Origin of the sequence: Phytohabitans kaempferiae, from assembly GCF_042433955.1 — a bacterium.
In the GTDB taxonomy this organism is placed as follows: domain Bacteria; phylum Actinomycetota; class Actinomycetes; order Mycobacteriales; family Micromonosporaceae; genus Phytohabitans; species Phytohabitans kaempferiae.
In genome coordinates this window covers 117,633-138,581 of record NZ_JBHLUH010000013.1, presented here as the reverse complement: position 1 = coordinate 138,581, position 20,949 = coordinate 117,633, and the positions used below count along the sequence as shown (strand labels likewise).

General features: G+C 73.1%; 25 protein-coding genes. 13 read left to right on the top strand and 12 right to left on the bottom strand.

Features of this window, described 5'->3' with window-relative positions; translation table 11 throughout:
* The first annotated feature begins 12 nt into the window (after window positions 1–12).
* Window positions 13–1,170 carry a class I SAM-dependent methyltransferase gene (locus ACFFIA_RS12390; RefSeq protein WP_377250038.1) on the top strand — a complete coding sequence of 386 codons (1,158 nt, stop codon included), beginning with the start codon at window positions 13–15 and terminating at the stop codon, window positions 1,168–1,170.
* Between the two features lie 96 nt (window positions 1,171–1,266).
* Here ACFFIA_RS12390 and ACFFIA_RS12385 read toward each other — a convergent pair whose 3' ends face one another.
* Window positions 1,267–2,622 (bottom strand): MGH1-like glycoside hydrolase domain-containing protein, encoded by a 1,356-nt coding sequence (locus ACFFIA_RS12385; protein ID WP_377250036.1) that lies wholly within the window; start codon window positions 2,620–2,622, stop codon window positions 1,267–1,269.
* 127 nt (window positions 2,623–2,749) lie between these two features.
* Between ACFFIA_RS12385 and ACFFIA_RS12380 the strand changes: the two genes are divergently transcribed.
* The 3 genes from ACFFIA_RS12380 (at window position 2,750) to ACFFIA_RS12370 (ending at window position 5,456) form a co-directional block, all read left to right on the top strand.
* Window positions 2,750–3,439, top strand: coding sequence for a response regulator transcription factor (locus tag ACFFIA_RS12380; protein WP_173160665.1), 690 nt, complete (start codon window positions 2,750–2,752; stop codon window positions 3,437–3,439).
* Window positions 3,440–3,495: 56 nt separating this feature from the next.
* Window positions 3,496–4,848, top strand: coding sequence for a sensor histidine kinase (locus ACFFIA_RS12375; protein WP_377250034.1), 1,353 nt, complete (start codon window positions 3,496–3,498; stop codon window positions 4,846–4,848).
* 476 nt (window positions 4,849–5,324) lie between these two features.
* Window positions 5,325–5,456, top strand: coding sequence for a hypothetical protein (locus ACFFIA_RS12370; protein ID WP_377250031.1), 132 nt, complete (start codon window positions 5,325–5,327; stop codon window positions 5,454–5,456).
* Between the two features lie 46 nt (window positions 5,457–5,502).
* Here the strand turns inward: ACFFIA_RS12370 and ACFFIA_RS12365 are convergent, their stop codons facing one another.
* Window positions 5,503–6,582: an adenosine deaminase gene (locus ACFFIA_RS12365; protein ID WP_377250029.1), complete on the bottom strand. Its 1,080-nt coding sequence runs from the start codon at window positions 6,580–6,582 to the stop codon at window positions 5,503–5,505.
* A complete protein-coding gene (locus ACFFIA_RS12360; protein WP_377250026.1) occupies window positions 6,582–7,346 on the bottom strand; it encodes a trans-aconitate 2-methyltransferase in 765 nt (254 codons plus the stop codon). The genes ACFFIA_RS12365 and ACFFIA_RS12360 overlap by 1 nt, the downstream gene beginning before the upstream one ends.
* Before the next feature lie 22 nt (window positions 7,347–7,368).
* Here ACFFIA_RS12360 and ACFFIA_RS12355 point away from each other — a divergent pair, with 22 nt between their 5' ends.
* Together ACFFIA_RS12355 and ACFFIA_RS12350 are read left to right on the top strand one after the other, a co-directional pair.
* Window positions 7,369–8,355 carry an aldo/keto reductase gene (locus ACFFIA_RS12355; RefSeq protein WP_377250023.1) on the top strand — a complete coding sequence of 329 codons (987 nt, stop codon included), beginning with the start codon at window positions 7,369–7,371 and terminating at the stop codon, window positions 8,353–8,355.
* 44 nt (window positions 8,356–8,399) lie between these two features.
* Window positions 8,400–8,615 (top strand): hypothetical protein, encoded by a 216-nt coding sequence (locus ACFFIA_RS12350; protein ID WP_377250278.1) that lies wholly within the window; start codon window positions 8,400–8,402, stop codon window positions 8,613–8,615.
* Window positions 8,616–8,694: 79 nt separating this feature from the next.
* Here ACFFIA_RS12350 and ACFFIA_RS12345 read toward each other — a convergent pair whose 3' ends face one another.
* The 8 genes from ACFFIA_RS12345 to ACFFIA_RS12310 form a co-directional block, all read right to left on the bottom strand.
* A complete protein-coding gene (locus ACFFIA_RS12345) occupies window positions 8,695–8,898 on the bottom strand; it encodes a cold-shock protein (RefSeq protein ID WP_173033499.1) in 204 nt (67 codons plus the stop codon).
* 232 nt (window positions 8,899–9,130) lie between these two features.
* A complete protein-coding gene (locus tag ACFFIA_RS12340) occupies window positions 9,131–9,403 on the bottom strand; it encodes a DUF4235 domain-containing protein (protein ID WP_377250021.1) in 273 nt (90 codons plus the stop codon).
* A gap of 34 nt (window positions 9,404–9,437) precedes the next feature.
* On the bottom strand, window positions 9,438–9,710 hold the full coding sequence (locus ACFFIA_RS12335) for a DUF3618 domain-containing protein (protein WP_377250018.1): 273 nt from the start codon (window positions 9,708–9,710) through the stop codon (window positions 9,438–9,440).
* Window positions 9,710–10,162 (bottom strand): phage holin family protein, encoded by a 453-nt coding sequence (locus ACFFIA_RS12330; RefSeq protein WP_377250016.1) that lies wholly within the window; start codon window positions 10,160–10,162, stop codon window positions 9,710–9,712. Before ACFFIA_RS12330 ends, ACFFIA_RS12335 begins: the two co-directional genes overlap by 1 nt.
* Before the next feature lie 100 nt (window positions 10,163–10,262).
* Window positions 10,263–11,477, bottom strand: coding sequence for a mechanosensitive ion channel family protein (locus tag ACFFIA_RS12325; protein WP_377250014.1), 1,215 nt, complete (start codon window positions 11,475–11,477; stop codon window positions 10,263–10,265).
* Window positions 11,478–11,595: 118 nt separating this feature from the next.
* On the bottom strand, window positions 11,596–11,919 hold the full coding sequence (locus tag ACFFIA_RS12320; protein ID WP_377250012.1) for a hypothetical protein: 324 nt from the start codon (window positions 11,917–11,919) through the stop codon (window positions 11,596–11,598).
* Window positions 11,920–11,973: 54 nt separating this feature from the next.
* The gene (locus tag ACFFIA_RS12315) at window positions 11,974–12,738 is read right to left on the bottom strand and encodes a DUF6042 family protein (protein WP_377250010.1); all 765 of its coding nucleotides are present in this window, start codon (window positions 12,736–12,738) and stop codon (window positions 11,974–11,976) included.
* A gap of 73 nt (window positions 12,739–12,811) precedes the next feature.
* Window positions 12,812–14,290 (bottom strand): glycoside hydrolase family 3 protein, encoded by a 1,479-nt coding sequence (locus ACFFIA_RS12310; protein ID WP_377250007.1) that lies wholly within the window; start codon window positions 14,288–14,290, stop codon window positions 12,812–12,814.
* Window positions 14,291–14,483: 193 nt separating this feature from the next.
* On the opposite strand from ACFFIA_RS12310, the gene ACFFIA_RS12305 reads away from it, so the two are divergent.
* The 7 genes from ACFFIA_RS12305 to cobM all read left to right on the top strand — a co-directional run bounded on the left by ACFFIA_RS12305 (window position 14,484) and on the right by cobM (window position 20,186).
* Entirely contained in the window at window positions 14,484–14,627 is a 144-nt protein-coding gene (locus ACFFIA_RS12305; protein WP_377250004.1) for a hypothetical protein, read from the top strand.
* 164 nt (window positions 14,628–14,791) lie between these two features.
* Window positions 14,792–15,406: a winged helix DNA-binding protein gene (locus ACFFIA_RS12300; protein WP_377250002.1), complete on the top strand. Its 615-nt coding sequence runs from the start codon at window positions 14,792–14,794 to the stop codon at window positions 15,404–15,406.
* A 46-nt stretch (window positions 15,407–15,452) separates the two neighbouring features.
* On the top strand, window positions 15,453–17,084 hold the full coding sequence (locus ACFFIA_RS12295) for a RecQ family ATP-dependent DNA helicase (RefSeq protein ID WP_377249999.1): 1,632 nt from the start codon (window positions 15,453–15,455) through the stop codon (window positions 17,082–17,084).
* 38 nt (window positions 17,085–17,122) lie between these two features.
* The gene (locus tag ACFFIA_RS12290; protein ID WP_377249997.1) at window positions 17,123–17,626 is read left to right on the top strand and encodes a hypothetical protein; all 504 of its coding nucleotides are present in this window, start codon (window positions 17,123–17,125) and stop codon (window positions 17,624–17,626) included.
* 253 nt (window positions 17,627–17,879) lie between these two features.
* Window positions 17,880–18,254 (top strand): PPOX class F420-dependent oxidoreductase, encoded by a 375-nt coding sequence (locus ACFFIA_RS12285; RefSeq protein WP_377249995.1) that lies wholly within the window; start codon window positions 17,880–17,882, stop codon window positions 18,252–18,254.
* Entirely contained in the window at window positions 18,247–19,449 is a 1,203-nt protein-coding gene (gene cbiE, locus ACFFIA_RS12280) for a precorrin-6y C5,15-methyltransferase (decarboxylating) subunit CbiE (RefSeq protein ID WP_377249993.1), read from the top strand. Before ACFFIA_RS12285 ends, cbiE begins: the two co-directional genes overlap by 8 nt.
* A complete protein-coding gene (gene cobM, locus ACFFIA_RS12275) occupies window positions 19,446–20,186 on the top strand; it encodes a precorrin-4 C(11)-methyltransferase (protein ID WP_377249991.1) in 741 nt (246 codons plus the stop codon). Before cbiE ends, cobM begins: the two co-directional genes overlap by 4 nt.
* A gap of 389 nt (window positions 20,187–20,575) precedes the next feature.
* Here cobM and ACFFIA_RS12270 read toward each other — a convergent pair whose 3' ends face one another.
* The gene (locus ACFFIA_RS12270; RefSeq protein WP_377249989.1) at window positions 20,576–20,827 is read right to left on the bottom strand and encodes a hypothetical protein; all 252 of its coding nucleotides are present in this window, start codon (window positions 20,825–20,827) and stop codon (window positions 20,576–20,578) included.
* Window positions 20,828–20,949 lie beyond the last annotated feature (122 nt).

Genomic DNA, 20,949 nt, shown 5'->3' with positions numbered 1-20,949 from the left:
TAGATTGCCGGTGTGGCAGCCTCGGATGTGATCAACGCGCTCCAGCGCAGGTACCAGCAGTTTTTCGTCGCCCGGACGGCCGTGCCGTTCGCCGTGGCGACCGCCGGCGGGCCCGCCCACCACTTCGGTCCGGGCGAACCGGTCTTCACGATCACGGTCAAGGACGAGCGCGGCGCGCGGGCGCTCGCCGGCCTCGACCAGTTCGGCGTGGCGGTCGCCTACCTCAAGGGCTGGCTCGACGTCGACGGCGACCTCGCCGAGGCGCTGAAGATGCGCGCGTTCTTCAAGGACTTCCATCCGATCGCCTTTTTGTCCCGGTTCACCCCCGCGGCGCTCTGGCGCGGCCGCAAGGAGGACGACCGGCGGGCCATCTCGCACCACTACGACGAAGACTCCGAGTTCTTCCTGACGTTCCTCGACGAGCGGCACCGCTGCTACACCGAGGGCGTCTTCGCCACCGACGACGAGCCGCTCGAAGACGCGATGACCCGCAAGATGGACCTCGCGATCGACGCGATCGGCGTCAAGCCCGGCGACCGCGTGCTGGAGGTCGGCGGCGGCTGGGGCGCGTTCTCCGAGCACGCCGCCCGCCGTGGCATCGACGTCACCACCACCACGCTCTCCAAGGAGTCCGAGCGCTACCTGCGCGAGCTCTTCGAGCGCGAGAAGCTCCCGGTCAAGGTGGTCCGCCAGCACATCTTCGGCTACCGCGACCCCGACCGCTACGACGCGATCGTCAACATGGGCGTCACCGAGCACCTGCCCGACTACCGCACCACGCTGGCCAAGTACGCCGAGCTGCTCCGCCCCGGCGGCCGCGTCTACCTGGACGCCCTGGCCATGCGGCGCAAGCACCTCGCGTCCACGTTCCTGAAGCGCTACATCTACCCCGGCAACTCCGCGCCGCTGCTGCTCCACCAGTACCTGCGGCACGTGGCCAAGTCGCCGTTCGAGCTGCTCAGCGTCACCGACGACCGCCACAACTACTTCCTCACCTGCCGCGAGTGGGCCAAGCGCCTGGACGCCGCCAGCGAGGAGGTGGTGGCCCGCTGGGGCGAGCCGCTGTACCGCCGCTTCCGCCTCTTCCTGTGGGGCTCCGCGGCCGGCTTCGACACCGGGCTGGTGCAGGCGTACCGCTGGGTCCTGCAGCTCCCCGCCCGCCCGGCCTGATCCACTCCCGGCCGCGGCGGGCTCGTGGCCCCCGGGTCGGTCCGCCGCCCCGCGGGGCGAGCAGCCGCAGGTCACGGCCCGCCGCGGCACGCAGGGCTACTCGGGCGCGGCCAGCAGGTCGAGCGCGAGCGCCGCCGTCCAGCTGAACGAGCCGGCACCGATGCCGGCGCCGCTGACCGGGTCGAAGTACTCGTGGCAGCCGCCACGGCGGATGACGGTCAGCATCGCCGTACGGAGGTCGGCCGCCTCGCGGGCGTGGCCGTGGGCGCTCAGACCCCGCCACAGCATCCAGTTGACGTTGATCCAGACGGGGCCGCGCCAGTAGCGCAGGCGGTCGAAGTCGGGGGCGGTGCGGTCGTACGACGGCAGCGGCAGCTCCCCGCCCAGCCCGAAAGCGGGCGAGCCGGCGACCGACAGCAGCGACCGGACCCGCGCCTCGGGCAGGCCGGGCAGGATGAGCGGGACCAGGCCGTTGACGCAGCGGGCCGGGCTGAGCTGGCCGGTGCGGACATCGCGCGCGTGGAACATGCCCGTCGAGGGGTCGAAGAGGCGCTCCGCCAGCGCCTTCGTCACCTGCTCGGCCCGGTCGCGGTGGGGCGCGGGGTCGGCGCCGATCGCCTCGGCGATGTCGGCGAGCGCGAGCTCGGCGGCGGCCAGGATCGCGTTGAACGACGGGCACTCCACCAGAAACGGATGCCGCTCCCGCAGCTCTTCGTCGCGGTAGCCGCCGTCGCGGTAGGCGGTCGCAATCGCGATGTACCGGGCGTAGTCGGTGTCGGTCGGGCGGTGCGAGTGGACCGACACCTGCGTGTCCTGGCGGCGGTGGCTGCGCAGCAGCGACAGGTCCACCGGCACGGCGGCCAGCGCGTTGTCCCAGGCTGGGCTGTTGTCGAGGCCGGACTCCCACGGGTGCACGATGCTGACCAGCCCGTCACCGCCCACGTCGCGCCGCTCGACGAGGTACGCCTGCTGCTTGACCAGCCGCGGGTAGAGCCACTCCAGCTCCAGCCGGGCGGCGTCGCGGTCGGGGCAGCGCAGGTAGATCTCGCGCGCCGCGACGGCGTGCACCGGCGGCTGCACGATGCCGGTGGTGAGGCCGCCGGGGCGACCGGACGAGCCGGGCGCGTCCCAGAACGCGGGGCCCGGGAAGTAGTCCCGCTCGGAGACGTCCGGGTCGAAGACGATGTGCGGTACGCGCCCGTCGTGCCACTGTGCGGCGAACAGGCTGCGCAGGTCGCGCCAGGCCCGCTCCGGGCGGTGGTGGGCGAGACCGACCGCGATGAACGCGGCGTCCCAACTCCACTGGTGGGGGTAGAGGGCGCGGGAGGGCACAGTGTGATCCCGTTGCCAGTTGGCGTCCAGGACGTCGACGGCCTGCTGCCGTAAGTCGTCCTCGCTAATGACGGCGCCGGCCGCATGGGCCGGCGCGAGGGGCGTGTCGGTCGCACTCACTCAACACATCCTGTCAGGTCACTACTCGTGTCGTGGGACCGTCCGAATCGTGTCCCGATTGTCGGTACCGCCTGAGATCAGCAATCCGGAATCGTCCGCAACTTGCCAGGGGCAGTACCGTCTTCGCATGGCCACCGTCCTCCTGGTCGAAGACGACCATGTCGTGCGCGGCGCGATGCTGCGTTCGCTGGCTGACCGGGGCCACGCCGTTCACGCGGTCGGCACGGCGCTCGACGCGCTGCGCCGGGTCGCTTCCGAGACCCCCGACCTGGTGGTGCTCGACCTCGGGCTGCCCGACCTCGACGGCGCCGATGCCCTGCGGATGCTGCGCGGCATCACCGACATCCCGATCATCATCGCCACCGCCCGCGACGACGAGCAGGCGATCGTGCGGCTGCTGCGGGCCGGCGCCGACGACTACATGGTCAAGCCCTTCACCGGCGCCCACCTCGACGCCCGCATCACCAGCGTGCTGCGCCGCGCCGGGCGGGCCAGCCGCACCGTGCAGCCGGCGGTGCACGAGGTGGGCGGCCTCAAGGTCGACGTCGGCGAGCGGAGCGCCCACCTCGACGGGGTGCCGCTGGCGCTGACCCGCAAGGAGTTCGACCTGCTGGCATACCTGGCGGCGCGTCCCGGCCGCGTGGTGTCCCGCCGGGAGCTGTTGGAGGAGGTATGGCGGCAACCGTCGGTCGGCGAGGACCAGACCATCGACGTGCATCTGTACTGGCTACGCCGCAAGCTGGGCGAGTCCGCGGCGAAACCCCGCTACCTGCGCACCGTGCGGGGGGTCGGATTCCGGTTGGTGGCACCGGACTGAGGCGGGCGCACGCCTACGTCACCGCCGCCCTCACCACCATCGCCGCCCTGGCGTTCATGATCCCGCTCGGCCTGGAGCAGCGGGCCGACGCGCACGACGAGGCGGTCGCGGAGGCACAGCGCCGCACGGCCGCCGTCGCCGGCGCACTCACCGTCGCGGCAAACGACGATCAGGTACGACGCGCCACGCTCGCCGCCGGCGACGGTGAGCCGGCGATCGTGCACGGAGTGGGGGCGGCCACCGAGGGCACGCGCGCGAGCGAGGCCGACCTGGCCCGCACGCGCGGCGGCACCGAGCCGGTCCTCGCCGGCGCCGAGGGGGGCAAGGTCTACCTCCAGCCCGTACCCATGGAAGGGGCGACCGCCGTCGTCGAGGTCTTCATCGCGGACGGTGCCTTCGGCGGTGCCAACTGGTGGCTTCTGATCGGCCTCACGCTGGGGCTGGTCGCGGCCTCGGTGGTGGTGGTCGACCGGCTCGCCTCGGTGGCGGTCGGCTCGGCGCGCTCGCTGGTGCGGGCCGCGATGGCGGTGGGCGACGGCGACCTGACCGTACGCGTGCAGCCCAGCGGCCCCCGCGAGCTGGCCGAGGCGGGATACGCGTTCAACCGCATGGCCGACAAGCTGGTCGCCTCCCGCAGCAACGAACGCGAGCTGGTGGCCGACCTGTCGCACCGGCTGCGTACCCCGCTGACCGTGCTCCGCCTCGACGCCGACGCGCTCGACTCCGACGACACGAGCGTGGGGCAGTTCAGCGCGGCGGAGCTCGACCGGCGGCGCACGATCCGCCGCATCCGCCAGGCCATCGTGACGCTGGAGGGCGAGGTAGACGTACTCATCAAGACCAGCCGCAAGGTGGTCGAGCAGGCCGAGCAGCCCGAGGAGAGCCTCTGCGACGCGGCCGAGGTCGTGCGCGACCGGATGGTCTTCTGGTCCGCGCTCGCCAGCGACCAGCAGCGCCCCAACCAGGTGATCGGGGCGCACGCCCGGATCCCGGTGCCGCTCCCCCGCGCCGAGCTGGCGGCCGCGCTCGACGCGGTGCTGGGCAACGTGTTCCGGTACACGCCGCAGGGCACCGCGTTCGAGGTGGCGATCTCCCGGCGCGACGGCTACGTGGCGGTACGTGTCGACGACGCCGGCCCCGGCATCGCCAATCCCGACCGGGCGCTGCGGCGCGGTGCCAGCGACCAAGGCTCGACCGGCCTGGGCCTCGACATCGCCCGGCGGGCGGCGCAGCAGGCGCGCGGCTCGGTCAGCATCGACCGGGCCCGGCTCGGCGGGGCGAGCGTGGTGATGCTGCTCGCCGACGCGGAGGCGGTGCCCCGGCAGGTGAGCCGCTTCGGCCTGGTGGGCCGGCTGGCCCGCGAGCCCGGCGCCCGCCGCTGGCCCCGCCAGCGCCCCGGCCGCGACTGAGCCGCCCGCCCCAGCCCTCCCCGCCGCTGCTCCCGACACCCCGCCGGATCCGGCGCGGCTGGCCCACCGGACCCGGCATCCACACCACCAGCCCCAGCATCCGGCGCCCGTCCCGGGGGTTGGGCGCACCGGCGCGCCCAGCTCGACAGCTTCTCCCACACACGACACGTAGTCCGAACGCGGCCCAGCCCTCGCGACCACCTCGACCCCGAAACCTCTCCAGTGGGTCGCGCGAGCCGCGGCTGGGCTGGCCGTGCCCCTACAAAAGACCGGCAAGTTCTCCTTAGGTCTGGGTTAACCGGGCGGTCGGTGCGGTGGCCGGATGGCAACATCGATCGCGATCCCATCCTGGTTCCGCCGGGCCACCACCCGCAGTTTGTCCACCCACCCCGGTCCGGTGGGACCTTTGCGCGCGCGGCGGGAAATGGTCCCCCAACCCTGCTCCCGCCGCGCGCCCACCTACGGAAGGACGAGCCGTGGCGGTGGAGCCGGACACGGAGATGGAGGAGCGGGCGCACTCCCGCCGCCTGATCCGCTGGGGCGCCGTCACCGTCGGCATCATCCTCGCCGTGCTCGCGTGCTGGCAGGATCCGCTCTACGCGCTCTGAGCGGCCCAGTCGCTGTCGACCTCTCGACGCGGCCGGGCGCTGACCGCTACGAAGCCGCCGCCACGTACGCGTCGATCTCGGCTGAGATGCGGGCCTTCTCCACCGCCGGCAGAAACGAGGCCGCCACCGCGTCCTTCGCCAGCCCGGCCAGCCCCGCCTCGTCCAGGCCGAGCAGCCGCGCCGCCACCGCGTACTCGTCGTTGAGCGTCGTGCCGAACATCGGCGGATCGTCCGAGTTGACCGTCACCAGCACGCCCGCGTCGCGCAGCACCGGCAGCGGATGCTCCTCCAGCGAGGCGACGGCGCGCGTGCACACATTGGACGTTGGGGAGATCTCGAGCGGGATGCGGTGCTCGGCCAGGTACGCCATCAGCCGCTCGTCCCGCGCCGCCGAGATGCCGTGCCCGATCCGCTCGGCGCCGAGCTCGCGCAGGGCGTCCCAGATCGTCTCCGGTCCGGTGGTCTCGCCGGCGTGCGGTACGGAGTGGAGCCCGGCCGCGCGCGCCTTGTCGAAGTACGGCTTGAACTGCGGCCTCGGCACGCCCACCTCGGGCCCGCCGAGCCCGAAGCTGACGAGCCCCTCCGGCCGGTGGTCGAGCGCGATGGCGAGCGTCTCCTCGGCCGCGGCCAGCCCCGCCTCGCCCGGGATGTCGAAGCACCAGCGCAGCACGATGCCCAGCTCGGCCTCGGCCTTGATCCGCGCGTCCTCGATCGCCGCGCAGAACGCCTCGGCCGGGATGCCGCGCGAGACGTGCGAGTACGGCGTGACGGTCAGCTCGGCGTACCGCACCTGCTGGCGGGCCAGCTCCCGGCCCACCTCGTAGGTCAGGATGCGTACGTCCTCGGGCTCGCGGATGAGATCGACCACGCTCAGGTAGATCTCGATGAAGTGGGCGAAGTCGCGAAACTCGAAGTAGCTCGCCACCGCCGCCGGGTCGGCCGGCACCGGCGTGTTCCCCTCGTGGCGGGCGGCCAACTCGGCCACGATCCGGGGCGACGCGGAGCCGACGTGGTGGACGTGCAGCTCCACTTTGGGCAGCCCCGCGACGAACGGCACGGACGGCACGCCCGCGGCGGGCACACCTACGCCGGATACGCCAGCACCGGCGTCGAACGCCTCCTGCATCAGTCCCCCTGTGTGCGCGCGACCACGAAGATCCTCCGGAACGGGAAGGAGACGACGGTACCGCGCACCGGATACACCTCCGCGAGCCGTTTTCCGAGCGTGTCGCGGAACACCTGCCATGCCTCCGCCCGCAGCCGGGCCCGCATCGGCCGCAGCGCGGTGCCGTCCATCCAGGTCAGTACCGGATGGTCGGCGCCCGGCACGACCGGCAGCCGATGCAGGTAGGTCGCCTCCCACGCGTCCACCGCGCACCCCGCCCCCGCCAGCAGATCCGCGTAGCCGGCGGGTTCGAGCACCGGCGCCTCCCGCACGATGTCGCCAAGCCCCGCCTCGACGCTCAGCTCCCGCAGCGCCAGGTGCGAGGGCACGTCGAAGTTGCCCGGCACCTGCACCGCCAGCCACGCCCCCGCCGGCAGCGCGCCGGCCCACCGCGCCAGCAGCGCCTCGTGCCCCGGGACCCATTGCAGCGCGGCGTTGGAGACGACCACGTCGGTGTCGGCCTCCGGGGTCCAGTCGCGCAGGTCGCCCACCTCGAAATCCATCGGGTACGCCGCCGCGGCCCGCCCGATCATCTCGGGCGAGGAGTCGACGCCGCGGATCCGCGCCTCCGGCCACCGCTTGGCGAACTCGGCGGTGAGGTTTCCGGGGCCACAGCCCAGGTCGACGACGGCGCGCGGAGCGGTCGCGCCGACACGGGAAAGCAGGTCGAAGAAGGGACGCGCTCGCTCGTCACCGAACCTCAGGTACGTTGCCGGATCCCACACGCCACAAGGTTAGGGTGAGCGCGTGGAAAAGCGCAGCTTCGGCCGCTTGGGCCGTGACGCGGGAGTGATCGGACTCGGTGCCTGGCAGCTCGGCGCGGACTGGGGCGAGGTGAGCGAGGAGGCGGCGTTCGCGACGCTGGCCGCCGCGGTCGACGCTGGCGTGACGTTCCTGGACACCGCCGATGTCTACGGCGACGGCCGCAGCGAGCAGATCATCGGGCGGTTCCTCCGGGAGCGGGCGGCCGGTGCGGAGCTGGTCGTGGCGACCAAGATGGGCCGGCGCGTGCCGCAGGAGCCCTCGGTGTACAACCTCGACAACTTCCGCGCGTGGAACGACCGCTCCCGCGCCAATCTCGGCGTCGACACGCTCGACCTGGTGCAGCTGCACTGCCCGCCCACACCGGTGTACGCGAGCGAGGCGGTCTACGACGCGCTGGACACGCTGGTGCAGGAGAAGCGGATCGCGGCGTACGGCGTGAGCGTCGAGCGGGTCGACGAGGCACTGGAGGCGATCGCCCGCCCCGGTGTGGCCTCGGTCCAGATCATCCTCAACGTGTTCCGCCAGCGCCCGCTCGAGGCGGTGCTCCCCGCCGCGGCCGCCGCCGGCGTGGGCATCATCGCCCGCGTGCCGCTCGCCAGCGGCCTGCTCTCCGGGCGGTACGACGAGCACACCACCTTCGGCGCCGACGACCACCGCACGTACAACCGGCACGGCGAGTCGTTCGACGTGGGCGAGACCTTCTCCGGCGTGCCGTACGAGGTGGGTCTGGAGGCGGTCCGCCGCCTGAGGCCGCTGGTGCCGCCGGACGTCGCGATGGCGCGGTGGGCGCTGCGGTGGATCGCCGACCTGCCCGGCGTGACGGTGGTGATCCCGGGGGCGCGCAGCCCGGAGCAGGCCCGGGCGAACGCGGCCGCGGCCGACCTGGCACCCTTGACCTCTGAGGCGCACGCCGGCGTCGCCGCGGTGTACGACGAACTCATCCGCCCCCTGATCCACGACCGCTGGTAAGGGAGGCAAAGTCCGTGAAGGCGTGGTTACCGCTCGCGCTGGGGATGCTCGCCGTCGTGGCGGGCGCCGTCTGGACGCTGCAAGGGCTGGGAGTCCTTACCGGCAGCGTGATGACCGACGAACCCCTCTGGGTCGTGTTGGGAGTGCTCGCGGTCTTGGTCGGCCTGATCCTGGTCGTCATGGGGCTGCGCACCCGCGGCCGCGGCCAGACGGGCGAGGGCCCCGGCCCGACCGGGGGTCACCCGACCGAGGGCCGCTGATTCCCTTCCAAGGGGCAGGGGGTAGCACCGAGCCCCCGCGACCTGGCGGTCGCGAGGGCTCGGTGCGTTGAGGATCCGATCAGATGGGGCGGACCTGCTCGGCCTGCGGGCCCTTCTGGCCCTGGGCGATCTCGAACTCCACCCGCTGGTTTTCCTCCAGCGTCCGGTAACCGCTGGTCTGGATCGCCGAGAAGTGGACGAAGACGTCGGAACCCCCGCCGTCAACGGTGATGAAGCCGAAGCCCTTGTCTGCGTTGAACCACTTCACGGTTCCCTGCGCCATGCTGTATCTCCTTCTGAAACTGGCGGCCGAGCACACCGTGCGGCGGCCGGTTGGCCGTTTTCGAGCAGCGGCGCCGAGGCGGCCTCCGGTGAAGGAGTCTTCCCAACCACGCCATCTCTAGAACAGCGTGGAACAGCAAACCACGTACACAAAAACTTCGCACAGTCTACCGGAGGAAATTCTCCGACATGTGACCTGATCCGCCGTTAACAAGGGGAAATGCGAGTACGTTTCAGACCGGCCAACGGCCCGTCAGACGACGCACTCCGGTCGCCCCGCCACGGTCCACAGCGGCCCTGACCACGGCGAATATGGCGCCCTGTAGTGCCGCGGCGGCGAGGATCTCGCCCCAGCCACGCTCCTCGTCGATGGCGTCCGGGGCATCCGCGTCACCGGAAGCGAGCTTCCAGACCTGCTTGAAGATCGCGCCCGCCAGGATGCCGGCGCCGAGGCCCAGCACCATGCCCACCGGCTTGTACGCCACCTTGCTCACGCCCTTGGCCACCTGTCGCGCCTCTCCCTCACCTCACGGCGCACGCTCACCGCGCGCGCTTTCGCATCACCAGCAGCACCACGATCGCCGCGAGCGCGCCGGTCACCGCGGTCGCGGCCGCCGCCAACTGCGCCCGGTTCTCCCGCGCCCGCTCGACGGTCTGCGCGGCCGAGCGGCGTACCCGCGCTTTGACGTCGGCCTTGGCCGCCAGGGCCTGGACCGTCTCTCCCAGCTCGGCCCGCGTCTGCCGGATCTCCGCCCGCAGCGCCTCGGTGTCCACCCTGCCGTTGGCGGAGACCTCACCGTTCGTCGGCACCATCACGCCCCCTCGCCACGGCCGTTGGCCCGCGCCTCCCGCACGGCCCCCCTGACCGTGTCGACGTCGGCCTTCAGGCCGGAAGCGGCCCCCTCGGGCACGGGCGGCACCGCCCGGCTGACCTGCCGCTTTCCGGCGAGCGCCATTATCCCGGCACAGAGGAACAACACGACGGTCACGATGAGTGCGGCGAGCCACGCCGGCATCACCAGCGCCAGCAGGAGGATGCCGGTGGCGATCAGCACGCCGACGCCGTACATGGCGAACGCGCCCGCGCCACCGAAGAGGCCGATGCCGACGCCGGCATGCTTGCCCTTCTCGGTCAGCTCGGCCTTGGCGAGCGCCAGCTCGTCGCGGACCAGCAGCGAGATCTGTTCGCTGGCGCGTTGCACCAGCTCGGCGGTGGAGTGCTCAGCCAACGGGCGGGCCGGACCGCGTTCGAGAACATCGGCCATGGCGTCCTCCTTAACCCTCTGTCAGGGACTATGCCCAGCTTATGAGGGTGCCAATCCCCCGGACCCATACGACGAAATCTTCGTGTCGGCGCCGCCCAGCTCAGGGCCGCTCCTCGCCCGGCTCGGGCAAATCGGGCGGGCCCTCGAAGTCGGCCGCGCGGGCGTCGCCCTCGGGACTGCCGCCGAAGACCCGGGCATCGTCGTCCGGTTGCGTGGGGGCGGCCGGGGCCGCCGGGCGGACCTCGTGCGGGCCGGTGGGGCGGACCCACTGCCAGGCGAGGCGGTTGGATCCCCCATCGCCGACCTCGGTACGTATCCGGGGCAGCGAGGTGGGCTGGCGGTCCCGTACCCACGCGACGAAGTGCTCGCGAACGAGGCAGCGCAGGTCCCACAGGGTCGGGGCGTCGTTCGCGCTCACCAGGGCCCGTACCCGGATCATGCCGCCCACCGCGTCGGTCACCTGGAGCACGCAGACCCGCCCGTCCCAGAGCTGGCTCCCCTCCAGCAGCACGCGCAGTTCCTCGCGCATGTCCTGTACCGGCACCGACCAGTCCAGGTCGAACTCCGCGGTGCCGAGGACCGCCGAGCCGGTACGGGTCCAGTTCTCGAACGGGCGAGTGGTGAAGTACGTGCTCGGCATGATCAGTCGCCGGTCGTCCCAGATCTGTACGACGACGTGGGTGAGCGTGAGCGCCTCGATCCGGCCCCACTCCTCCTCGACCACCACCACGTCGTCGATGCGGAGCGCGTCGCTGAACGTGAGCTGGAGCCCGGCGAAGATGTTGCTGAGCGTGCTCTGCGCGGCGAGCGCGGCCACGACGCCGATGATGCCGGCCGAGGCGAGCAGGCTGGCGCCGATGGTCCGCACGTTGGGGAAGGTCATCAGCATCACGCCGACCGTGACCACGACGACCGCCGCGACCGTCACCCGGCGGAGCACCTGCACCTGTGTCTGGAGCTTGCGGGCGCGCAGGTTGTCCGGCACGTCGGTGCGGAACCGGGTGAGCGCCACGTCCTCGAACGCCAGCGCCAGCGAGCCGAGCAGCCAGGCGAAGGCGGTGATCACCACGAGCACCAGCAGGTGCAGCACGTGGTCACGGCCGGCGAAGTCGCCCCCGGTGGCGCGCACGGCCGCCTCGACGGCGAGGGAGGTGATCGCCACCTGGAACGGCCGGTAGGCGTGGTCGGCGAGCTCGCGCAGGAGGAGCGAACGATGCCCGAGCCGCCGGACGATCCGGTGGGCGACCTCCACCACCGCGAGGGCGACCACCGCGGCGCCGAGGGTCGCCGTGATCGTCCAGAGCGCAGAGTTCACGCCGCCTCCCCTTCGCATCGGGCCCGACCGTCACGATGCCCGATCAAACAGGGAGCAACCCACCCAATGGCCTGTTTCCTCTCCTCCTCGGGAGCCGAGCCGGACGAGGAGAGAGGCGCTAGTGGGCGATCTTGACGACGACGTTGCTGTCGGTGACGCTCTCCACGGTCACGTTGAAGCCGCCGACCTCCGTGCCCTGCTGCCCGACGGTCAGCGTGAGCTGCTCGCCGGCCACCTCGACGGTCACCTGGTCACCCTCGGCTCCGATGAGCTTGGCGTCGATGCCCAGCACGCTGGCTTGTGCCTCGACACCTCGGTCGAAGGTCACTGTGCACTGGTCGAGTCCACAGTTGGTGTCAGCCCCTTCGGAGCTGCATCCGGTCAGCACGGCGGCGGCGAGGGCCAAGCCGATCGCCACTCGGGCGGTCAGTCGCTTCGTCACGGCGCCAAGGGTACGTGTTGATGGTGAGAAACCCTGGCGGCGGCACCGCGCCCCTCAGACCGCGTGCTCTGGCGCGGGCAGGTCGGCGAAGGGGAAGCGGCGGGCGAACGCGGGCCACGACACCGTTATGCGCACCCGGCCAGTCGCCACCGCCGCCGGCGGCTCGACGTCGAGGCCGGCCAGCTCGCCGAGCTGGGTCAGTGCCCGCCGCACCTCCGGCTCGGACATGCGCATCGCCTCCGCCAGCACACGCAGCTCGGTGGTGACCTGCCGGCGCCGCCACCGCCGGCGGCTCCGCTCGGCCAGCTCACGCACGGCGATGGCGACGAGGATGGTGCGGTCGTCCTGCTGGGCCCGCTCCTCGGTCAGGATCTCGGCACCGAGCAGCGGCAGCACGTCGATCGGGTTTTGCTCGAGGCGGGGCGCCAGCCACTCACCGTCCACCTCGAACAGTCCGAACCCGACCAGGCAGGCCAGCAGCTCCTCCAGCGTGTGCGGCACCGGCAGCCCGCGGCGGCGGCACATCTCGCCGAACAGCTCCACCCGCGCGGCCCGCACGCGCACGACCCGGTCGTAGTGCTCGCGGGCGTGCAGCTCGGCGTGCAGGGCCTCGCGGCGCGGATGGTGGCGCTGGGCCTGGGCGATCCAGTCGTCGACCGAGCCCGGGTCGCACCAGACCGCCTTGTCCCACGGCAGCATCGACCACGCCTCGCGCGGGAAGCGATGCGGATCGGGGACGACCGTGAGGTAGGCGAACGAGCATGGCAGCCAACGGATCCACGACGGCACCATCGGCGCGCGCTGCCAGTGGGAGGCCACGCAAGGACGATAGCGCCACTACGCGTATCCGTGGGGGCACCCTCCGCTGTGGACAGTGTTTCCCCGCCGGCCCTCAGCGCCCGGCCAGAACCTCCGCCGCGGCCTCGCCGTTGGCGCGCGTGGCGCCGTACGTGGCCACGTGGGTCGCGCCCACCACCGAGACGGGTACGCCCATCTCCACCACGACCGTGTCCGGGCGGGCGGCGAGCGCGATGGCGACGGCGCGCGCCATCCAGTCGTACCGGTGGACGTCGCGGACGACGATCACCAGCGGGCGCCCGCTGGCGGCGGCGAGGAAGTCGGTGCCGGCCTCCTCGGCGGAGAGCCGCGCGCCGGTCGTGCCGGGCAGCAGGGCCGCCAGCGGTACGGCGACGCCCCACGGCGTCTCGGCGCCGATCGCGAAGTTGCGCGGCGGCTCGAACTCCACCACGTGCGGCGGCGCGGCCAGCGGCAGGGCGGAGGTGGCACCGGAGACCCGTACGGCGCGGCGGGCGGCGGCGAGGCCGACCGGGGTACCGTCCGGCCGGGCGGGCACCGCGGCGGCCCGGGCCTGCGCGGTCCAGGCTGCCAGCTGCTCGACCCGCTTCGCCGCCTCGGCCAGCCGCTCCTCGGGCAGCTCGCCGGCGGCGACCGCGGCCACGATCGCGTCCCGCAGCCGCGTGGCGGTGGCCTCGTCGGCGTGGTCGCCGCCCACGCAGATCGCGTCGACGCCGGCGGCGAGGGCGAGCACGGCGGCGCCCTCCAGCCCGTACCGCGTGGTGAGCGCCTTCATCTCGATGCCGTCGGTGATGACGGTGCCGGCGAAGCCCATCTCGTCGCGGAGCAGGTCGGTGAGCACGCGCCGGCTCAGGGTCGCCGGCCGGTCCGGGTCGACGGCGGGTACGAGCAGGTGGCCGGTCATGACCGCCTGTACGCCCGCGGCGATCGCGGCCCGAAACGGCGGCAGCTCCCGCTCGTCCAGCTCGGACCGGGACGACCCGATCCGGGGCACGTCCACATGCGAGTCGACGCTGGTGTCGCCGTGCCCGGGGAAGTGCTTGGCGCAGGCGGCGACGCCGGCCGACTGGAGGCCGGTGATCCAGGCGGCCGTGTGCCGGGCGACCAGGGCCGGGTCGGCGCCGAAGGCCCGCACGCCGATGACCGGGTTGTCCGGATTGTTGTTGACGTCCGCGTCCGGCGCGTAGTCCAGCGTGATGCCCGCGGCGGCCAGGTCGTGGCCCAGGTCGCGGGCGACGGCCTCGGTCACCGCCACGTCGTCGACCGCGCCAAGCGCGAGGTTGCCCGGGCGCGAGCTGCCCTGCCAGGTCTCGAAGCGGGTGACGTCGCCGGCCTCCTCGTCGACCGCGACGATCACGTCGGGTCGTTCGGCGCGCAGCGCGGCGGTCAGTTCGGCGACCTGGGCGGGGCTGGCGATGTTGCGGCCGAAGAGGGCCACGCCCCCCAGTCCCTCACCGAGCCAGCGGCGCACCCAGGGTGGAGGGAGCGTCCCCTCGAAACCTGGCTGCAACACCGCGCCGGCCAGGCGGATCAGGTCCCGGCTGGTCTCCGACATGTGACCCCCGTACTCCAAAGTGGACAGATCCCGCCAGGGCGGCGGGTAGATGCCATGGTCACACCGGTTCCCGGAAATAGTCAATAAACCTTTCTATTAAGTCTCACTAGACGGGCAGGCGTTTGTACCGGTATGACCACGAACGGGGGGCGCCAGGCCGCGATTTCTTGCCTCGACATGAAAGAGTGCGCGGATGGACGTCTTGCTCTCGGCCGCCACCCTCGCCGCCGAGGACCGGAGCTGGTTCGACATCCCGGCCGTCCGCGTCGTCGGGGCGATCCTCGGCGGGCTCCTGCTGCTGGCCGCGATCCGGTCCATGTTCGGCAGCCGCAAGTGAGCGCACACGCGCTGTTCAGCGACGGTGGACAGTAGCGCCCGGTCAGGAAACCGCCGCGCGTCTGTGACTGTCTCACCACGTACCGCTGGAGTAACGTGGCGGCCGGTACGAACGGTGTTACCTCCCCCTCCCCCCGAATCGTCACCAACCAGGGATAGATAGGCGTGGACCTGGAAACCTCTACCCGCCAGCTCGCCACGGGCCTGACCCGCGTCGCGGTCGCCGTCCAGGCCACCGAGCGCCCGGCCGAGTTTGAGCGCACCATCGCGCAGCAGCAAGTGTTGCTGCTGCTGAGCCGCCGCAGCGAGGTCTACCCGCTCTCCGACCTCTCGGCCGACCTCAACATGACGACACACGCGACGATGTCGGCGATCGCCACGCTGGCCCGCGAAGGGCTGGTGAGCGTCGACCCGTCTCCCTCGTACGCGCCGCACGCGGTGCGGATCTCGTTGACCGAGGCGGGCCGCGCCCAGTCGCCCGAGCTGCTCAACTGGGCCGCCGACCTGCTCGCCGAGTTGCACAACCTCGACCAGGAGGGGCACCACCAGCTGCTCGGCGTGGTCTCCGGCCATATCCGCCGGATGCAGCAGGAGGGCCAGATCCCGGTCACCAAGATGTGCGTGACCTGCCGTTTCTTTGACGGCTACGCGCATCCGGGCACCGACGAGCCACACCACTGCTGGCTGATCGACAAGCCCTTCGGCCGCCAGCACCTGCGGCTGCGCTGCCCGGAGGCGCAGCCGGGCGAGGGTCCGGTCCGTCCGGAGGACGCGGCATAGGCCGGCCTGTTTGCGGGCGGAGCGCGCGGGGCACGATGGCGGCGCCATGAGACTTCCCCTTCCGCTCTCCCGGCGGCTGCGCCGGGCCGCCCGCACCCACTTCGGCTGGCGCCGCCTGCGCCCGGGCCAGCTCGCCCCCATGCGCGCGGTGCTGCGCGGCCGGGACGCGCTGGTCGTGCTCCCCACCGGCGGCGGCAAGTCCGCCGTCTACCAGGTACCGGCCATGATGCTGTCCGGGCCGACCGTCGTGATCTCGCCCCTGCTCGCCCTCCAGCAGGACCAGATCAACGCCCTCAACGACCGCGCCGGCGTGACCGCCGTGCGGGTCAGCTCGGCGGAGACGCCCGCCCAGCGCTCCGCCGCCCTGGAGGCGGTGCGCAAGGGGCTGGCCCGCTTCCTCTTCATCACGCCCGAGCAGCTCGCCCAGCCGGAGCGGCTCGCCGAGGTGAAGGCCCTCCGCCCGGCCCTGGTCGCGGTCGACGAGGCGCACTGCATCTCCGCGTGGGGCTACGACTTCCGCCCCGACTACCTGGCGCTCGGCCACCTCGTCGAAGGGCTCGGCCGCCCGCCGGTGGTCGCGCTGACCGCCACCGCCTCGCCGCCGGTACGCGACGACATCGTCGACCGCCTCCGGCTGCGCGACCCGCTCGTCGTGGTCTCCGGGCTCGACCGCGCAAACCTCTTCCTCGAGGTGGCGCACTGCCCCGACGAGGAGTACCGCTGGCGCCGCCTGGTCGCGCTGCTCCAGGAGGACGAGCGCCCCGGCATCGTGTACGTGCCGACCCGCCGCGCGGCCGAGGAGCTGGGCGAGCGGCTGTCGGCGGCCGGGTTCGCCGCGGAGGCGTACCACGGCGGGATGGCGGCCGGCGTGCGCGAGCGGCGGCACCGGGACTTCCTCGCCGGCGACGTACCGGTGATGGTGGCGACCTCGGCCTTCGGGATGGGCATCGACAAGCCGGACATCCGGTGGGTCGCGCACATGGCGCTGCCCGACTCGCCGGACAGCTACCAGCAGGAGATCGGCCGCGCGGGGCGGGACGGCGCGCCGGCGCGGGCGCTGCTGCTGTGGCGGGCCGAAGACGTGGGACTCCAACGCTTCTTCACCGGCGGGGCGCCGAACGAGACCGAGCTGCGCGACCTGGCGGCGGTGCTGCGTACCGGCCCGCTGACCCGCACCGCGCTGCGCGAGCGCACCGGCCTCGGCGCCCGCAAGCTGGGGCAGCTAACCGGGCTGCTGGAGCAGGTCGGCGCCGCCACCACCGCGGGGCAGAAGCTGACCGCGCCCCGCCTCGCCCCCGAGCCGGTGGCCGCCGCCCGGGCCGCCCTGGCCGAGGCGGAGCGGCAGCAGGCGGTGCAGCGGTCGCGCACCGACATGATGCGCGCGTTCGCGGAGAGCGGGTCGTGCCGCGGGCAGGTGCTGCTCGCGTACTTCGGCGAGCACATGGCACGCCCCTGCGGCCACTGCGACAACTGCGCGGCCGGGCAGAGCCGGCCGGTCCGGGCCGAGCGCGGCCCGTTCCCGTTGCACAGCACGGTGCGACACGCCGAGTGGGGCGTTGGCATGGTGCTGGCGTACGAGTCGGACAGGATGACGGTTCTGTTCGACGACGTCGGGTACAAGACGCTGTCCGTGCCAGTCGTCCGCGACCAGGGGTTGCTGGTGGCGGAGGCGGGCTGACTCTAACCTGTGCCGAGACCCGCAGAAAGGCTGCTCTCGTGACGGAACAACCGGTTTACTCGACGCTCGGCTTCTCCGACGAGGAGTGGGGCCTGCTCACCGGCCTCCCGCTCGCGGTGCTCACCGCCGCCAGCGCGGCCGAGTCCGACGGCACGCGCCGCACGCTGGCCGAGAGCGCGGCCGGGCTGGAGGCGGTCGCCGCCGGCCGGGAGGGCGCGAGCCAGCTCGTCGCCGCGGTGTCGCGGGAGGTCGTGACGCGAGCCGGCGACCCGGAGACCGGCGAGGAGCTGCCGCTCATCAGCCCGGAAGACCCGGCCGCCTACATCGCCGACGTGCTCGACCAGGCCGGGCAGGCTTCCGCCCTGCTGCGCGCCAAGGTCGACGCGGGCGAGGCCGGGGCGTACGCGCACTGGCTGGTCGGCATCGCCGAGCAGGTGGTGACCGCGGCCCCCTCCGGCGGGATGCTGGGCATCGGCGGCGACCTGGTCACCGAGCCGGAGCGGCGGTTCCGCGACCAACTCTCCAAGGTGCTGCGAGACTGATCGAGCAGAGCGGCATCATCACGCACGCCGGCCACCAGTACGCGGCACGTGATCATCAGCTACGTGCCGGGGCGCTTCACCCAGTGCGTCTGAAACTTCGTCCAGCAGCGGATCGAGGGCGTGCTCTCCGTCCTCTACCAGCGGCGCTCCAGCGGCTCGGCCCCGTCGCCCGTACGAGTCGTCGACTTCCGGCTGGGCTAGCGCCCGGGCCGGCCTGACCGGCGGGACAGCCCCCTGAGCTAGTGTCCTCCTGATGTTGGGCGGCGAGGCTTTCCGGGAATTCTGGCGCGAGCGGCACCTGTGCACGGTGACCACGCTGCGCCCGGACGGCTCGCCACACGTGACCCCGGCCGGCGTGACGCTCGACCCGGAGGCCGGCATCGCCCGGATCATCACCTCGGGCGACTCGCGCAAGGCCCGCAACGCCGCCGCCACCGGACGGGTCGCCGTCTGCCAGGTCGACGGCCGCCGGTGGTCGACGCTGGAGGGGCGGGCGGTGGTCCGCGACGACCCGGCCTCGGTCGCCGACGCCGAACGCCGCTACGCCGCGCGCTACCGCGTCCCCCGCGCCAACCCCAGGCGCGTGGTGATCGAGATCACCGTGACCCGGACGCTCGGCAATGTCTGAGGTCGTCGTGGTCGGCATCGGCGCGGACGGCTGGGCCGGCCTGTCCGAGACCGCCCAGGCCGCGGTGCTCTCCGCGGAGGTGCTGCTGGGCAGCCGCCGCCAGCTCGCGCTCGTGCCCGACCACGCCGGCGGCGAACGCCTCCCGTGGCCCTCGCCGCTGATGCCCGCGCTCCCCGGCCTCCTCGGCGCGCAGCGGGGTCGGCGGGCGTGCGTGCTGGCCAGCGGCGACCCGATGCACCACGGCATCGGCGCCGCCATCCTGCGCGCCCTCGGCCCCGAGCGGGTCACCGTGCTCCCGGCCGCCTCGTCGATCTCGCTCGCCTGCGCCCGCCTCGGCTGGGCCATGGAGGAGGTCGAGGTCGTCGGCCTGGTCGGCCGCCCGCCCGAGCTGCTGCACCCCAGGATCACCCCGGGCCGCCGCCTGCTCGTCCTGGGGGCGGGCGCCGCCACCGTCGCGGGCCTGCTTTCCAGCCGTGGGTACGAGGCGAGTGGCTTGACCGTCCTCGAACAGCTGGGCGGCCCACGGGAGCGCGTGGTCCGGGGCACCGCCGCGTCCGGCTGGCCGCCGGGCGACCCGCTCACGATCGTCGCCGTCGAGTGCGTGGGGTCGGCCGTGCTGCCCGCCCAGCCTGGCCTGCCCGACGACGCGTACGTACACGATGGACAGCTCACCAAGCGCGAGGTACGCGCGATCTCCCTCGCCCGCCTCGCCCCCGTCCCCGGCCAGTTGCTGTGGGACGTGGGCGCGGGAGCGGGCAGCATCGCGATCGAGTGGATGCGCGCGCACCCCTCCTGCCGCGCGGTGGCGGTCGAGGCCGACCCGTCCCGCGCCGCGCGCGTCCGCACCAACGCGGCGGCCCTCGGCGTACCCGGACTGTCGATTGTGGAGGGCCGAGCCCCCGCGGCGCTGGACGCGCTCCCCCGCCCCGACGCGGTCTTCGTCGGCGGCGGCCTCACCGAGCCCGGCATGGTCGAGGCGTGCTGGTCCGCCCTGGCGCCCGGCGGCCGCCTGGTCGCCAACGCGGTGACCCTGGAGTCGGAGGCGATCCTGGCGGCGTGGCACGCCAAGATGGGCGGCGACCTCACGAGGATCGAGGTGAGCCGGGCCGGCCCGGTCGGCGGCTTCACCGCCTGGCGCCCCGCGCTGCCCGTGGTCCAGTGGGCGGCGGTCCGCACCGAGGAGCCCGCCCGGTGACGGTCCACTTCATCGGCGCCGGCCCGGGCGCGGCCGACCTGATCACCGTCCGCGGCCGTGACCTGATCGCGGCGAGCCCGGTCTGCCTCTACGCCGGCAGCCTCGTGCCCGCCGCCCTCCTCGACGCCTGCCCGCCCGGCGCCCGCAAGGTGGACACCGCCAACCTCACGCTCGACGAGATCGTCGCCGAGATGGCCACCGCCCACGCCGCCGGCCACGACGTGGCCCGCCTCCACTCCGGCGACCCCTCGATCTTCAGCGCGATGGCCGAGCAGATGCGCCGCCTCGACGCGGCCGGCATCCCCTACGACGTCACCCCCGGCGTACCCGCCTTCGCCGCGGCCGCCGCCTCCCTCGGCCGCGAACTCACCGTGCCCGGCGTGGGCCAGACCGTGGTCCTCACCCGCGTGTCCGGCCAGGCCACCCCCATGCCGGCCAGCGAAGACCTGGCCACGCTCGCCGCCAGCCACGCGACGCTCGTGCTCCACCTGGCCGTACACCGCATCGACGACATCGTGGCCGCCCTCACCCCCTTCTACGGCGCCGACTGCCCGGCCGCCGTGGTCGCGTACGCCTCCCGCCCCGACGAGGTCATCCTGCGCGGGTCGCTCGCCACCATCGCCGCCCAGGTGGCCGAAGCCGACGTACGCCGCACCGCGGTCGTCGTGGTCGGCCGCACGCTGACCGCCGCCGACTTCCCGGACAGCCACCTGTACTCGGCCGCCCGCACCCGCTGACCGCCCACGTCACGCCCGCCCCGGCACATCGCGCGCGCGGCCAGCGCGCGGCTCGCTGCGCGACCGGTTCGCGGGCAGAGTTGTCGCGCCGGTGGCGCCATAAGTCGTCTCGATCGCGATTCCATGCGGGCTCGGCGACACGGAGAGTCGCCGGGACCCGGCAGGCCATGTTCGCGCGCAGCACGGGCGGCGGGCAGCCGCACACACCTCCCACACCCCATCCCAGACCCGGCTTGCGGTGGCGGGCGGGCGCCGTGTCGGAGAGGCTTTCGAGCTGGGCGCACCGATGCGCCCAGCCCCGCTCCGCGCGAGTTGGCCGTAGACACGAAACACCCGAAGCGGTTACCCCGTTGGCGGGCCGCAGCCCCGGGCACCGGTCCGTCAGGTGATCAGTTCGCGTTCGTCTCGGGCCACCGGCGCATGTGCTGATCAATCGTGTCCCGCACGTCTCGGTAGAGCCGCTTGTCTTGGCGGGGGTCCAGCCCTTCGGCCTCGAACACCGCGACGGTGAAGCTCTCCGCGTCGGGAGGCGGTGAGACCCGCAACCGGCGCTGCTCCTCGCGCGGCAGGCAGAACCCGAGGTTGACGCACAGGTCGTCGAGGAGGCGCTGGACCTCATCACTCCGATCGTGCTCAGCCACGACGTCAGCATGGCAGAACCCGGGCCGCGCGGTCGCGGTCCACCGGTTCAGCCTATGCGTGGCCGGAGTGGCGAGGCCGCCTCCTTGATCGGCGGAGGGCGGGGCGGTCGTCTGTCCACTGC